Below are 14,270 nucleotides of genomic sequence, written 5' to 3' on the forward strand. Positions count from 1 at the left end.
ACAGCAGAGCGCCGAGCACCACGGCCAGGATGATGAAGATATTGCGTGTGATGCGCGGATCGCCGACGGCCGGCGTCGCGAGCGGGATGCTTTGGCTCATGATAGGGTTCCCAGGGCGGGCTGCGGTTCAATGCCTTCCACATGCGAGTGGTCATGCTTGGGCACGTTGCCGCTTTGCAGGAACTGCGCACAGACTTGCAGGAAGCGGAAGCACATCAAGTAGGATCCCAATGGCACGCACAGGAAGGCGATCCAGCGCGGCAGCTCCAGGTCAGGCGAGATCTGGTCGGTTTGCGCCAGCGCCCAGACGAACTTGACGCCGAGCGAGCCGATGACCCCGGTGAACAGCGCGCCGGCCAGCAGCCCGGTGACGATGAAGATCTTGCGCGACGCCGGCTGAAGGCGGTTGACCATGACATCCACACCGACGTGGATGCCGGTGCGCACGCCATAGGCGGCGCCGAACTTGGCCATCCAGACAAACATGTAGATGCACAGTTCCTGCGCCCAACTGGTGTTGAGCGACAGCAGCCAGTCCTGCAAATAAGGGATATTCACGCCGGCGGCGTAGCGGTGCAGCACCGCTACGAAGATGACCAGCGTCGCGGCGCCCATCAGGAACGCGATCAGGCATTCCTCCAGGCGGTCGAGTAGCTTCATCATGATTACAGACGCTTCCCGGTTGTCTGATAGACCTCTCCGATCAGTTCCTTGCCGATGCGGCTCTCTTGCTGGAGGTGCACCCTCGCCATGGCCTTCTTCCACTCGTCCTTTTGTGCGGGCGTCAGTGTGATGATTTCGGTCTTGCCGGCGGCCTTGATGCTGGCCATGGCGTCGTCGTTTTCCTTCTTGGCGATGTCGTTGGCGTACTGGGTGGCGTCATGCATGGCGCCTTCAAGCGTGTCGCGGATATCGGCGGGCAGGCCGTCCCAGAACTTCTTGTTGACGATCACTGCGTAGCCGATATAACCGTGGTCCGACAGCGTCAGGTATTTTTGCACTTCGTTCATGCGCTGCGTGTAGATGTTGGATGGGGTGTTTTCCGTGCCGTCGACCACGCCGGTCTGCAGCGCCTGGTAGACCTCGGAGAACGCCATGACCTGGGGAATGGCACCCAGGGCGCGGAACTGGGCATCGAGCACCTTGGACGACTGGATGCGCATTTTGTGGCCGCGGAAATCGGCCGGAACGCGAAGGGGCTTGTTGTCGGTCATGACCTTGAAGCCGTTGTCCCAGTAGGCCAGGCCCTTGATGCCCTTGGATTCCAGCTTGGACATCAGCTGCTTGCCCACCGGGCCGTCGGTGACTTTGTGCAGATCGGTGTAGTTGTCGAAGATGTAGGGCAGGTCGAAGAGTTCGAATTCCTTGACGCCCAGCGGGCCGAACTTGGCCAGCGATGGCGCCAGCATCTGCACCGAACCCAGCTGAAGGGCTTCAAGCTCTTCCTTGTCCTTGTAGAGCTGGCTGTTGGGGTAGACTTCGATCTTGACGCGGCCCTGGGTGCGTTCCTCGGCCAGTTTCTTGAAGTAATCGGCGGCCTTGCCCTTGGGGGTGTCCGATGCGACCACGTGGCTGAATTTGATGACGATGGGCGTTTCGGCCCCGGCGCTCAGCGCCACGGCGGACAGACAAAGGCCGGCAATCAGGTACCGAAGTTTCATGGCTTGTTTCCTCGTGTAAAGTATTTATGGCGCACAGAGCCGACCTATGATCGGAGGGGTGCTTTTTTCGGGTGCCCAGGAAGTTTCAGCCATGGGCACCGTCGCCGACAATACGTATATCCCACATTCATGATTCAGGACTTTCCCGAATGAACACTCGCTCCGGCGCTATGCCGAGGCAAGATTACGCATCGCCGCGCTGGCTTGTGGGGTTGCCTCTGGCGGTCATCGTGCTCATTGTGGCGGGTGCCATTGCAGCCTTGCTGGTGTCGTCGCGCTTCGAGCGCGATCAGCGCGGCGAGCAGCTCATTTCCGATACGCTGTGGGCGGAACAGGCCATCGACTTTGAATCCCAGCGTCTGATCGAGGCCATGCGCATCATGGGGCGCGACCTCGATGCCGCTCCGGACGATGTCGTCCTCTTCCAGCGCCGCGCCGCCGATCTGCTGCAGCGTAGCGTCGAGGCCCGCGCGTTGTGCCGCGTTGTCTCAGGTCTCCCGTCGCAGTCCTGCCTCCCCGCGTACTCGGGCAACGATATGCCGAATGCCGCAGCCGGCCGGGCGCAGGTCTGGCGCGATACGCTGGAGCGCGCCCTGCGCTTGGGGCGACCTGCGGCCACGCTGCTGGGCGGCGATGGGACGCGGCACGATCTTTTGCTGGCGGTGCCCGTTCCCGGCAGCCAGCATGTTCATGCGCTGCTCGCGGTGGTGTCGCTGGAGCGCCTGCTCAACAGCACGCTGCCATGGTGGTTCGCCCACGACAACGAAGTGACCCTGACCGACCTCGATGGCAACCTGCTGGCTGTGCGCGACGCCAGCGTCAAGGGGCTGGGCGTCTATACCCATCGCATCGAGGCGGGCGTGGCCGACCAAGCGTTCTACCTGAACGCCAACAGCACTCATGGGTTGCCTCACCTGGTGCCGAATATGCTGACGGGCGTGGTGATCGCGCTGTCGCTGCTGCTGGCGTGGTCGGCATGGCTGTTGTGGCGCGACCTGGTTCGCCGCAGCCGCGCGGAGAATGCCTTGCGTGAACAGCAGGCCTTGCGGCAGGCCATGGAGGATTCGCTGGTCTCGGGTTTGCGGGCGCGCGATCTCGATGGCCGCATCACGTACGTGAACCCCGCGTTCTGCGAGATGGTCGGCTACGGCCCCGAAGATCTGATCGGGCACGGGCCCGACATGCCTTACCTGGCGCTGGAACTGAAAGATCGCTCGCGCCAGCGCCATGCCCAGCTGATGGCGGGAACGCTGTCCAATAAAGCCTGCGAATCGACGTATGTCCGTCGCGACGGGACCCGGCTGACCGTGCTGGTCAGCGAAGCGCCATTGCTCGACGGCGCGGGGAAACAGACGGGCTGGATGGCCTCCATCATCGACATGACAGAGCAAAAGCGCGCGCAGGAATTCCAGCACCAGCAAAACGAGCGCATGAATCACATGGCGCGCCTGATGACGATGGGTGAAATGGCTTCCGCCCTGGCGCACGAGCTGAACCAGCCGCTGGCGGCAATCAACAGCTACTGCACTGCGGCGCTCAATGTCATGGCGCACGGCGGTGGCAACGACACGGAGTCATGCGGCCTGATCGACAAGGCGCGCAGCCAGGCCGAACGGGCGGGGCGGATCATACGCCGCGTCCATCATTTCGTGCGCAAGACGGAACCGCTGCCCGGCCCGGTGGCCCTGGATGAAGTCATCGCCGAGCTCCTGCACCTGATCCGGTTGCAGACAGCGCGCGCCGGGGAGCCCATCCAGATGTCCATTCCGGCGACGCTTCCCCGGGTGCTGGCGGATCGGGTTCTGCTCGAGCAGGTTCTGCTCAATCTCACACGCAATGCGTTCGAAGCCATGGCGCAATTACCGCCATCGGAGCGTCGCGTGATCATTTCCGCCGACCTCGTCCAGGCCGGCGAATCCGCCACGGCGGTGTGCGTGTCGGTGCGGGATTGGGGCGCGGGGTTGACGCAAGAAAACGCGTTGCAGGCTATGGAGTCGCCTTTCTTCACGACCAAATCCGACGGCATGGGCATGGGGCTGGCGGTGTGCCGCTCGGCCCTGGAGCTGATGGGTTCCCGCCTTCAATACCGCGGAGGCGAGGGCGGCGGCGCGTGTTTCTATTTCGATCTGAAGGTGCTCGAAGGGCAATCATGAAAACCGTTTATCTGGTCGACGACGACGAGATCATCCGCGACGCCCTGGGGGCGTTGTTCCGTTCTCGTGGGCTGGCGCTCCAGGTTTTCGCCGACGGGCCGGCGTTCCTGGCGGCATGGGGTGGACGTAGTCTTGCGCGGCTGCCGGCCTGCCTGCTCATCGATGTGCGCATGCCCGGCATGAGCGGATTGGAATTGCTGGCGAAATTGAAAGAGGGCGGCCTGGCCGCGCATCACGTGGTCATTTTCCTGACCGGGCATGGCGATATTCCCATGGCGGTCGAGGCCCTGAAAAGCGGCGCCTATGATTTTCTTGAAAAGCCGTTCTCCGACAATAAATTGGTGGATCGGGTGCTGGAAAGCCTGGACTATGTCGATGGCGCGGCCGCCGCGTCATCGGAATCCCGAGACCTGAGCACGCGCCTGACCCCGCGCGAATACGCGATCGCCGAGCGCATCGTGGCCGGGCAGACCAACAAGCAGATCGGTGATGCGCTTTTCATCAGCGTGCGCACGGTCGAGGTGCACCGCGCGCGTATTTTCGCCAAGCTGGAGATCAAGAGCGCGATCGGGCTCGCGCAGCTGTGGGTTGCACCGCATCATTGACGAAACAGTCCCCCCGGTTCCGAGCAGGGAAAATTCTGGGGAACCCGAGGGGCATTCCGATCGTTCAGAATGGATAATCCTGCCGGCCGTGTTGAATGGTTACCCAATGATTCCGGGTGAATTCATGCATGATCCATTCGCCGCCGAAGCGCCCGATGCCGCTGTTTTTTTCGCCGCCAAAGGGGCCGCTCGGGGTGTCGTTGACGCTATGGTCGTTGACATGGGTCATGCCTGCCTGCACGCCCAGCGCAAATCGCACGCCGCGCTGTTCGTCGCGTGTAAAGACGGCGCTGGAGAGCCCATAGGGCGTGCCGTTGGCGATTTGCAGTGCTTCCGCCTCGCTGTGAACCTTGATGATGGGGGCGATCGGGCCAAACATTTCATACTGGGCGATTCGCATTTCATTGTTCACGTCCACGAACACATGAGGCGGCAATACTTGGCCTTGCGGATCCGCGCCCACCACTTGGCGTGCGCCGGCGGTGCGCGCGCCCTCGATGTGCGCCATGTGCGCCGCCAGTTGTTTTTTGTTGATGATCGGGCCAATGACGGTGTCCGCCTGGTTGGGGTCGCCGTACTTCAGGCCTTTGACCTGTGATACGAAGCGATCAACGAATTCGTCGTACACCTTTGCGTCGACGATGATTCGGTTCCTTGATGAACTCAATCTGGCTAGTCGCGCGACTAGCTCTTTGATCAGTCAGCATGACTCATGCGCAAAATCGGCTTGATCACCTTGCCGGACTTGGAGTCCTCCAGGGCCTGCTCGATCTGGTCCATGTCGTAGAACTTGACGAGGCGGTCGAAGGGGAATCGCCCTTGCTGGAACAGTTCGACCAAGGCCGGAATCAATTGGCCGGAGCGCCCGCCCCCGCCCAGCACGCCCATCACAGTCTTGCCCCAAAGGGTGGTGAGGTGATCGAGTGAAAAGCGTGCGCCCGCCGGTGCGCCGCCGATCAGCACAAGGTGGCCGCGCATGCCGATCGTCTCGGCGAGTTGCTCGATGACGGCGATGACGCCCGTGCAATCGAACGCGTAATCCACCGTACTGCCAGTGACCTTGGTGACTTCCTCGACGAGATTCTGATCCCGCGAATTGATGACATGCGTGGCCCCGAATTCCTTCGCCAGTTCAAGCCGGCTGGCGTGGATGTCGGCGACGATGATCTTGGTGACGCCGGAATTCTTGGCGGCCATCACCGCCGCCAGGCCGACGGCGCCCACTCCGGCGATCAACACGGAATCGCCTAGCCGAGGGCGGGCTTCGTTGAGTACGGCGCCGGCCCCCGTTCCCAAGCCGCAGGCCAGAGGGCCGAGCAGCTCGACAGGCGTATCGGTTGGCACTTTGACGAGCGCGTCGGCCGATACGATGGAATGGGTGGCAAACGACGATTGGCCAAAGAAGTGGCCGTTAAGGGGCTCGCCATTGCGCGAATAGGCGGTGGTGCCTTTGCCGTCGCCCTTGAAGCGCCGTCCGGAAACCAGCGCCTCGCCGGTTCTGAGGCAATAACGCGGTTGACCATCGAGGCAGTTGCGGCAAACGCCGCAAGACGGCCAGCCGATGATGACCTTGTCGCCCGGCGCGACCTCGGTGACCCCGGGGCCGACCCGTTCGACCACGCCGGCGCCCTCGTGGCCAAGGACAGCGGGGAAGGGCATCGGCATGTCGCCAGCGCGGGTGATGGCGTCGGTGTGACATACGCCGCAGGCAACGATACGGATCAGCGCTTCACCGCGCTCGGGTTCCGCGAGGTCGATCTCCTGCGGCACGAAGGGGCCGTTCTGACGGTCGACTACGAGGGCTTTGATTTTCATGAGGTTTTCTCCTGAGGACGCCGAATTTTGCGCGGCGAGACCCTGGGCGTCCGAACGAAAATTGATTGTGGCCTGGCCCGTGCGAATACGCTGAAGACAACGGTTATGTTCGCCAATCCATGTGCGGTGGTCAATGGGTACTGGAAACTGTCCGCACGCCCACGGCGACAAGATCGCAAGGTCATTACAGAGGAGATTTCGGTGCGCGTGGCGCAGGACGGGGCCTACCAGAATGCACAGAGGCAGAACGCCAAGCTGGAACACGACAAAGCGCTGAATCGCGTCTTCTTCATATGCCTCTCGCTCTCTGAGAGGCCATTGTCTCAAGTTACCTTGGATCGAAAAAGCCGGGGCAGATCAGGTCGCCTACATCGCTGCAAAAACACGGGCGTTTGACCAGCAGATCGGCCTGAAACCCGTCACCACGGCGGCGCGCAGTCCCCAGAGCATGGGCATGGCCGAGAGTTTCGTGAAGGCGATCAAGCGTGATTACGTCGCCTTCATACCCAAATTACAGGGGCAAACCCACTACTTGCCAGCCTTGGCGTCGACTTCACACTTCTTCATGAATGAACTTTTCGCGGCGCCGGCGAGAGGCTTGCCATTCTTGTCGACTGCCTTCTCAGCGCAAGCGGATGCAGCAGCGCGTTTGGCATCGGCTTCGCATTTCTTCACAAATGAAGCCTTCGCGGCACCTGCGAGCGGCTTACCGTCTTTGCTGACGGCCTTGGACGCGCAGTCGGACGCGGCAGGTGATGCCGCCGTGGCAACTTGTGTGAACAACACAGTCGCTGCAAACAGGCTTCCCATGGCGTAGGAAATGAACTTATTCATATCAGCCTCTTCCTTTTGATGATGGATTGGGCAAAGCGCAATTCAGCATAGCATGGCGCGTTGACACTGATGATCGTACATTTGCCCGAAACGGGCACTGTTAGGGAAGGTCTGAACAAGCCGTTTGGGAAATCAGCCCAAACCGCGCAATCAGCCCAGATTTCATAATGCAGAAGAAGTGCTCAAAAATTGGTCAAAATCGGGGTGATTTTCACCCTGAGCGACCTGCTTTGGGCTTGCTTCGCCCATTTCGGGCGCACCTATCCTGCCGTCGCCATCAAATGGTGGCGCACCTTCCACAGGTTCGCCAGCGTAAACAGCATCTTCAACTGCGCCGTGTTCTTCGCCAGCCCCCGATAGCGCACCTTGGTAAAGCCGAACTGGCGCTTAATTACCCGCAACGGATGCTCCACCCGAGACCGAAGACTGGCCTTGGCCCGCTCGTAGGATTCCAGTATCCGGCCCATATTGCTTCTGCCCAGCAACCGACGCTTGCCCGGGCGCAGGGCAATATGCCACCGGACATTGCGCCCCAGATTCTCTTGCCGCTTCTCAACCCCCTGGTAGCCCGCATCGCCCAGCGCCAGCTCCTCCTCACCATGCAGCAAAGCGTGCGCCTGGGGTCACATCGCTCACGTTGGCCGCCGTGCCAATCACGGTATGCACGATGCCAGTCATGTCCACGCCTATGTGGGCCTTCATGCCAAAGTGCCACTGATTGCCCTTCTTGGCCTGGTGTATCTCGGGGTCTCGCGTGCCTGTCGCGTTCTTGGTGGAGCTGGGTGCCTCGATGATCGTTGCGATCCACGATCGTGCCCTTGCGCACCATCATTCCCTGGTCGGCCAGCAACAGGTTGACCGCCTCCAAGGCGTCGGCGGCGATGTCGTGGTGCTCCAAGAGGTGGCGGAAGTTGAGGATCGTCGTCTCGTCCGGGATACTGCCACGCGCCAGCGAGAGCTTGGCAAAGCGGCGAATCGAGGTGCTGTCGTACAGCGCCTCTTCCATGGCCGGGTCCGACAGGTTGAACCACTGCTGCATGAAGTGGATGCGCAGCATCACCTCCAGTGGGTAGGGCCTGCGGCCATTGCCCGCCTTCGGATAGTGGGGCTCAACCAGAGCGGCAAAGACCTTCCAGGGAATGGCCCGCTCCATCTCGGCGAGAAACTTCTCGCGGCGGGTCACCTTGCGCTTGCCGACGAATTCGGCGTCAGAGAAGCTCAACTGGTTCATCGGGGCCCTCCTGATTGGGTCTCACTCAACAAACTACATTCTGTCAGGTCCGCAGGACTTGTTCAGACCTTCCCTAAGTTTTCCCTAAGTCAGCACACCTAAAATCGTTGCAACGAGTCAATTCCTGTCACGGCATGATCCACATATCGAATAATTCGTTGCGATGGGAAGCGATGCTCACGGAGCCTCTTGAACAGCGAATCGGGATCGCCCCCGACGAATTGGTGTCTTGCATTACCCAAGACCATTCCCGCGCCAATAACGCTTTGCCTTTCGACTCCGGCCTGGAATTTGCCGGTGATATCCGGGATGCCATTGCGGAATTACCGGTTTCCCTGAGGGAAAAGCTGGAATTCAAGCTCCTTGGCATATTCTTCATGTCAGGACTGGATTCATCCGCCACCACGGGCGTCATTGCTTATCCCAACGGCGATTTGATCGGCGCATTCGTCGTCATCGACACCCATGTGTTTCTCAGTCAAACAGCCAACGAATGGGCCACTTGGAATGAAAACCATTCATTCCTGGATAAAGGCACAGGTACCGTACAGCTCGACGTGAAAATTGTGGAAGACGCGGCGGACAACAGAACAGCCGCGATGCAATTCATTCTGCTGCACGAATTCGGCCGTGTCATGGCGGCCGAGAGTGATCTGCTGCCGAATTGGTGGGAAGAGGCGCCGTTTCGAAAAGGGTCATACCCATTTCTCGATCTGGGCTGGGCATTTGACCAACAAGGAAAAATACAACCCGTCCATCAACAGGATTTCCTTTTGCGTCAAGGCGCCAAGTTCCATGAGCAAGGCAAACTTCCCGCCAGCGACATCCGCTTGATCTATCAGGGGTTGGCGGCGACTTTCTTTCCAACCCTGCGCGCATCAGCCAGCGTTCATGAGGATTTTGTTGAAAGTTTCGCGACGTATGTGCATGTCGTCCTGCTGAAGAAAAAATGGGAAGTGACGTTGCGTGACGGCGACACCATCATCGAACAGTATTCCGATTTCTGGGCATCCCCAAGAAGCAACGCGAAGCGCGCATTTTTCGATATGTTTTTTTGCGAGGAACCGCAGTTATCCAAGCAGCGGAAAGAGCATGCTGCAATGGCCAGGACCTGTCTTGAACTCCTTCAACAGTCAGGGAAACGCTTTCTCGCGCTTGCCCCATTTTTGAGACTGAATATCGCGAACGTCGATTTGCGGCAAATTGCCGACATCCTGTTGAGCGAGACGAATTTACACCAGGGCAATGCTTTCCTCTGGATGAACCTGTCCACCCTGTTTTTCACCATGGCGCAGAAGGAACTTGCCTTGGCGATGCAGGCTGAAGCACTCGCTATGCAGCGCCTGTATCACTCCCCGGCAACGCAACAACCGGCAAAAGCCAGATTGCTGATGATTGTGTCGTCAGGCGACCTGGCCCAGAATACCCCTCTCGATTGCCTGTTGGAGGATAGCTGTATCGACCTCGTCTTCTATTTCGCCACGCCTGACGAGCCTCTCCCGAAAGATATGCCTGAGCATGACGTCCTCATGGTGGCGATCTCGCAGACGGATGATAGCCATGCCATCCTGGCTGCGTTGGAAGAAGCACTGAATCGTTACGAGAAACCGGTGATCAACCGGCCGCAATACATCCCTGGTGTCGAGAGAAACACGGCCAGCCGATTGCTGCAAGGCGTGCATGGTCTATCCATGCCACTCACGCACCACGTGACGCGATCCACGCTGGAGGCGGTCACGAGAGGGGAAACGGCGATAGGAGATATCTTCAGCGATTGCCGTTTCCCGGTCATCCTTCGTCCCACATGGTCGTACGCCGGACACGGTCTCGAAAAAATCGAAGATGCGGATGCGCTTTCCCGGTATTTCCTGACCGTCCCGGAAGAACATTTCTATATCTCCAATTTCATCGACTACAGCAGCGCCGATGGTCAGTTCAGGAAGTATCGCATCGCCTTGGTCAAGAAGACACCATTCATCGCACACATGGCGATTTCATCCCATTGGATGGTCCACTACGTCAATGCCGGCATGTACGAGGACCGCGAAAAACGCATGGAAGAGGCTCAGTTCATGGAGAACTTCGCTGCCTTCGTGGAAAGACATCGTACGGCGCTTCTCGGCATCCATGAACGCTCGCAATTGGAATACGTTTGCATCGATTGCGCGGAAACCAGGGACGGCGAGTTGCTCATCTTCGAGATCGATCATGCGAGTGTCGTACATGCCATGGACCCGGTAGAACTCTTTCCGCACAAGCAAAAACATGTGCTGAAGATCAAGCAGGCCGTGGAAGACTTGATCCTGGATCAGAATCCGAACTGACACCTTCACATAACGACGCGATGAATAAAGTGACGAAGCACGACCTCAATAAGCACAATTTTTCCGGCGGTCCTGGCGTATTGCCGGAAACGGTTCTGGAACAGTTAAAGGAATCCATCGTTGCTGTGCCAGATGTTGGACTATCCATCTTGGGCATCAATCACCGATCCGATTGGTTCGCCGTGGTGGTGGCGGAGCTTGAAGAAAATATCCAGAACCTTTTAGGCCTGCCGAAGGACTACCATTGTCTTTTCCTGCAAGGCGGCGCCACGCAACAGTTCTCGATGGTGCCGATGACGCTATTAAAAGGAAAGACGCAATCGGCGGAATATTTACAAACCGGATATTGGAGCAACAAGGTCATCGCGGAGGCGAGACGGGAAGGGCCTGTCCACGTATCATGGAGCGGACAGGCGGCCGGCTTCACGCGTTTGCCAAAAGACGAGGAAATCGAATTTAATCCTGGCGCGCCGTATTTGCACTACGTCTCCAATGAAACGGTCGAAGGCCTTCAATTTCACCGGATACCGGGGCGCGATGACGTGCCGAGGATCTGCGACATGTCGTCGGACTTTCTTTCCGCTCCCCGCGCATTCGACAAGTTTTCGATGATCTATGCGCATGCGCAGAAGAATATCGGGCCGGCCGGCGTGACTGTCGTGGTGGTGAAGGATGAGTTGCTCAAGGATGCGCCGCGCGATCTACCGGCCTTTCTCGATTATCGTGCGCAAATTGATGCGCGCTCCATTCTGAACACACCGCCTGTATTTTCCATCTATGTCGTGTTGCTGGTCACGCGATGGCTGCGGGACAGTATTGGCGGTCTGGCGGCAATGGCAGATTTGAATATGAAGAAGGCAAGCGCACTCTATCGGGCAATTGATGCCAGTGATGATTTTTATTGTGGGCGCGTTGTCAAGGAAGACCGTTCAACCATGAACGTCGTCTTCAATTTGAAAACGAAGGATCTTGAGCATCAATTCCTGGCATCCGCGCAAGAAGCCGGATTTTCCGGCCTCAATGGTCATCGCAGCATTGGCGGTATACGAGCATCCTTGTATAACGGCCTCCAACTGTCGGCCGTCGAGAACTTGATCGACTTCATGGAAAATTTCAAAAAATGTCATTCATGACCGCAAATATGCTGGGATCGAATGGGATATAAGAAGCTGTTTCAGGATTAAAAGCAGCTGGCAAGGAAATCTGTCAATTTTTTTGCTTGTTTCCTTGGGCTGGGGGAGAACCAGCACTCGACAGCGTTGGCCGCAAAGCGCTCGTTCGGGTGAGGTGCAGCTTCAGTCGGGGGTGCTTCGCCTGCCAGGACGGAGCCGTGGCAGGCCCAGCAAACACCGGATTTTTCTGTGATCAGCCAGTTTGAATCGCTGTCTTGACGCCCGGGTCTACGAACCTGCCAACAGCGGAAACTGTGAATGAGTGACGGCCTGCTTCAGGAGCTCCTGAACGGCAGGACCGAATGCATCCGCCACATTTCTGCAAGCGGAATATGCGGTCCAGCTGGTTGCGAAGGGATATTTGACGGACACTGTATAGCCGGGGGAATAGTTTGAACTGACCTGCATGGTGATGTTCCAGCTCGCTGGCGATACCGAGCTGAAGCTGATGGCCTCCAGACGGCCATTGATTGTTGCTGGTGCATTCGATTTGTAAACCTGAGCCAGGAACAGCTCCTCTTGGAAGGCCTCTTTGATGTATTGGGCAAGCGACTTCCCGGGGGCAACCTTGACCGGGCCGTTCATTCTGCACATCAGGCTTTCATCAACGCCGGGGGCAAGTGTGATCGAGCCGATGTTTACTGTCTTGCCTTGAGATTGCAGACTTTGCTGAATCGAGATGACGTTGGTGGTGGAGGCCTTGTACGGGATGGAGTTGGTTGTTTCGCACCCGGAAAGAAATAATAAGAGGCCTGCTGCCGCCAATGTTGTTTTAGCTACACGATTCATATATGCTCACTTTATTGTTACAAAGGAGTCACATCTTAGCAGCAATGAAGATGCTTTTGTGCCGCGCCCGCGAGGCCAAACCGCGAAGGATTCATGCACAGGCTCCCAGCAATGCGTCGTATGCCGAGGGCGGCGGCAATTGGACCAGGACTTCCGGTACAGGGGCGGGGCGCGGGGCGAAGCGCCCGCGCAGCGCATCAATGTCCGGTATCACGTCACGCCGGTTTCTCTGGCTTAGACCTGTCCACTTCGTGGGAGGAGGTCAACCTGCTGATCAAGACCCGCGGCAGTAGACTCATACATCCTGAACGGTGCCATCGACCGTGAGAGCGCCCTGGTGTACATCGCAGCAAATCCGCTGGTCACATGCCGGCTGCCTTCAGCTTCTTTTCGTGTTTCGCCCGGTACATGTCGTGATCAGCCTGTTTGATAAGCTGCTGCGCGAGTTCGCCGTCCTCGGGGTAATGCGCAATCCCGATGCTGGGTGCGATGCTCAGGGTGTGGCCGTCCAGCGTGAAAGGTCGGCGCATTGCGTCGTGGATTTTTGCCGCGACCGCTGCGGCATGTCCGGGTGTAGGCACACGTTGGAGGAGGACAACGAATTCATCCCCGCCAATCCGCGCCACGGTATCCGACTCACGCACGCACTGCTGCAAGCGGCTGGCGACTTCCTGCAGCAGCAGGTCGCCCACGCTATGGCCCAGGGTGTCGTTGACCAGTTTGAACTGGTCCAGATCGAGATAAAGTACGGACAGCCGCTCGTGTTCCCGGCGCGCCATCGGCAGGGCCGTCTTGATCCGGTCATACAGCAGCCCGCGATTGGGCAGCCCGGTCAGTTGATCGTATTGCGCCATGTGCTGAAGCCGGGCCTGCATTCGTTGACTTTCTATGGCGGTGGCGATCTGGGCAGAGATGAACTGCAGCAATTCCTGATCTTTCTCGTTGTAGCGCACGCCGTCCGGATAGCTTTTCAGCATCAGCACCCCGATGGTGCCGTGGTGCGATCTGAGAGGAACGCCCAATTGGCAAAGGGGGCTCGGGCCGACATGAATGCCCGGTTCATTGGCTGGGGCCGTTTCCTGCGTTAGCAGGAGTGGCTGCCCGCTCTGCAGGATTCTTGCGTAGAGCGTGCCGGCCAGTGGCCTGTAGGGCTCGGGCTTGCGTTCGTACTGGTCCGCGTAATAGGGAAAGCTCAGCAACCCTGTTTTCTGATCGTATAGCGCGACGGAGAAATTGTCCGCCGGGAGCAAAGTGCCGACGATCTGGTGGATGCGCTGAATCAGCGTGAGCAGATCCACGGCCTCGTGAGAAGCTTCAGAGATCGCATAGAGCGAAGTCTGGATCAACTCGGCGCGCTTGCGTTCGGTGATGTCGCGCGCTACGCCGATCCGCACCTGATCGGCAGGTGACCAGCGTGTCGCCCACATGAGATGGACGATCTGCCCATCCTTGCGCACATAGCGGTTCTCGAAATGAAGCTGAGGGTGGTCGGCCATGACCTCGCGCACCGATTGCCGGGTGCGTTCACGATCCTCCGGCAGCATGATGTCGAACATGTTCATTCCGACCATTTCTTCAGGGGTGTACCCGAAGATGCGTTCGCATGCCGCACTGGCGAACACCACGCATGCGTCTATGTCGACCGCAACCACCGCATCCATGAGGAGATCGATGAAGTTGGCATCG

General features: G+C 58.7%; 11 protein-coding genes and 2 pseudogenes. 5 read left to right on the top strand and 8 right to left on the bottom strand.

Annotated features, from left to right (window positions below; all coding sequences use genetic code 11):
• Positions 1-96 precede the first annotated feature (96 nt).
• Positions 97-660 carry a TRAP transporter small permease gene (locus ABCV34_RS13975; RefSeq protein WP_345798791.1) on the bottom strand — a complete coding sequence of 188 codons (564 nt, stop codon included), beginning with the start codon at positions 658-660 and terminating at the stop codon, positions 97-99.
• Positions 661-665: 5 nt separating this feature from the next.
• Positions 666-1,661, bottom strand: a complete 996-nt coding sequence (locus ABCV34_RS13980; RefSeq protein WP_345796822.1) for a TRAP transporter substrate-binding protein — start codon at positions 1,659-1,661, stop codon at positions 666-668.
• 149 nt (positions 1,662-1,810) lie between these two features.
• Here ABCV34_RS13980 and ABCV34_RS13985 point away from each other — a divergent pair, with 149 nt between their 5' ends.
• Entirely contained in the window at positions 1,811-3,814 is a 2,004-nt protein-coding gene (locus ABCV34_RS13985; RefSeq protein ID WP_345796823.1) for a PAS domain S-box protein, read from the top strand.
• On the top strand, positions 3,811-4,419 hold the full coding sequence (locus tag ABCV34_RS13990; RefSeq protein ID WP_345796824.1) for a response regulator: 609 nt from the start codon (positions 3,811-3,813) through the stop codon (positions 4,417-4,419). Before ABCV34_RS13985 ends, ABCV34_RS13990 begins: the two co-directional genes overlap by 4 nt.
• Positions 4,420-4,483: 64 nt before the next feature.
• Here ABCV34_RS13990 and ABCV34_RS13995 read toward each other — a convergent pair whose 3' ends face one another.
• Together ABCV34_RS13995 and ABCV34_RS14000 are read right to left on the bottom strand one after the other, a co-directional pair.
• Positions 4,484-5,047, bottom strand: coding sequence for an aldehyde dehydrogenase family protein (locus ABCV34_RS13995; protein WP_345796825.1), 564 nt, complete (start codon positions 5,045-5,047; stop codon positions 4,484-4,486).
• 68 nt (positions 5,048-5,115) lie between these two features.
• A complete protein-coding gene (locus tag ABCV34_RS14000; protein WP_345796826.1) occupies positions 5,116-6,234 on the bottom strand; it encodes an NAD(P)-dependent alcohol dehydrogenase in 1,119 nt (372 codons plus the stop codon).
• A 367-nt stretch (positions 6,235-6,601) separates the two neighbouring features.
• Between ABCV34_RS14000 and ABCV34_RS14005 the strand changes: the two are divergent.
• Positions 6,602-6,745, top strand: a pseudogene (locus ABCV34_RS14005) (IS3 family transposase); the annotation flags it as partial.
• Positions 6,746-6,762: 17 nt separating this feature from the next.
• Here the strand turns inward: ABCV34_RS14005 and ABCV34_RS14010 are convergent.
• Together ABCV34_RS14010 and ABCV34_RS14015 are read right to left on the bottom strand one after the other, a co-directional pair.
• Positions 6,763-7,068, bottom strand: a complete 306-nt coding sequence (locus ABCV34_RS14010; protein ID WP_345796827.1) for a hypothetical protein — start codon at positions 7,066-7,068, stop codon at positions 6,763-6,765.
• Positions 7,069-7,328: 260 nt separating this feature from the next.
• Positions 7,329-8,299 (bottom strand): annotated as a pseudogene (locus ABCV34_RS14015) (IS5 family transposase).
• Between the two features lie 134 nt (positions 8,300-8,433).
• Between ABCV34_RS14015 and ABCV34_RS14020 the strand changes: the two are divergent.
• Both ABCV34_RS14020 and ABCV34_RS14025 read left to right on the top strand, forming a co-directional pair.
• Complete coding sequence (locus ABCV34_RS14020; RefSeq protein ID WP_345796828.1) at positions 8,434-10,623, top strand: hypothetical protein; 2,190 nt, start codon at positions 8,434-8,436, stop codon at positions 10,621-10,623.
• Between the two features lie 20 nt (positions 10,624-10,643).
• The gene (locus tag ABCV34_RS14025; RefSeq protein ID WP_345796829.1) at positions 10,644-11,756 is read left to right on the top strand and encodes a phosphoserine transaminase; all 1,113 of its coding nucleotides are present in this window, start codon (positions 10,644-10,646) and stop codon (positions 11,754-11,756) included.
• A gap of 267 nt (positions 11,757-12,023) precedes the next feature.
• Here the strand turns inward: ABCV34_RS14025 and ABCV34_RS14030 are convergent, their stop codons facing one another.
• A complete protein-coding gene (locus ABCV34_RS14030; protein ID WP_345796831.1) occupies positions 12,024-12,584 on the bottom strand; it encodes a hypothetical protein in 561 nt (186 codons plus the stop codon).
• Positions 12,585-12,946: 362 nt separating this feature from the next.
• Entirely contained in the window at positions 12,947-14,245 is a 1,299-nt protein-coding gene (locus ABCV34_RS14035; RefSeq protein ID WP_345796832.1) for a diguanylate cyclase, read from the bottom strand.
• Positions 14,246-14,270 lie beyond the last annotated feature (25 nt).

It is taken from the genome of Castellaniella sp. MT123 (assembly GCF_039614765.1).
Classification (GTDB): domain Bacteria; phylum Pseudomonadota; class Gammaproteobacteria; order Burkholderiales; family Burkholderiaceae_B; genus Castellaniella.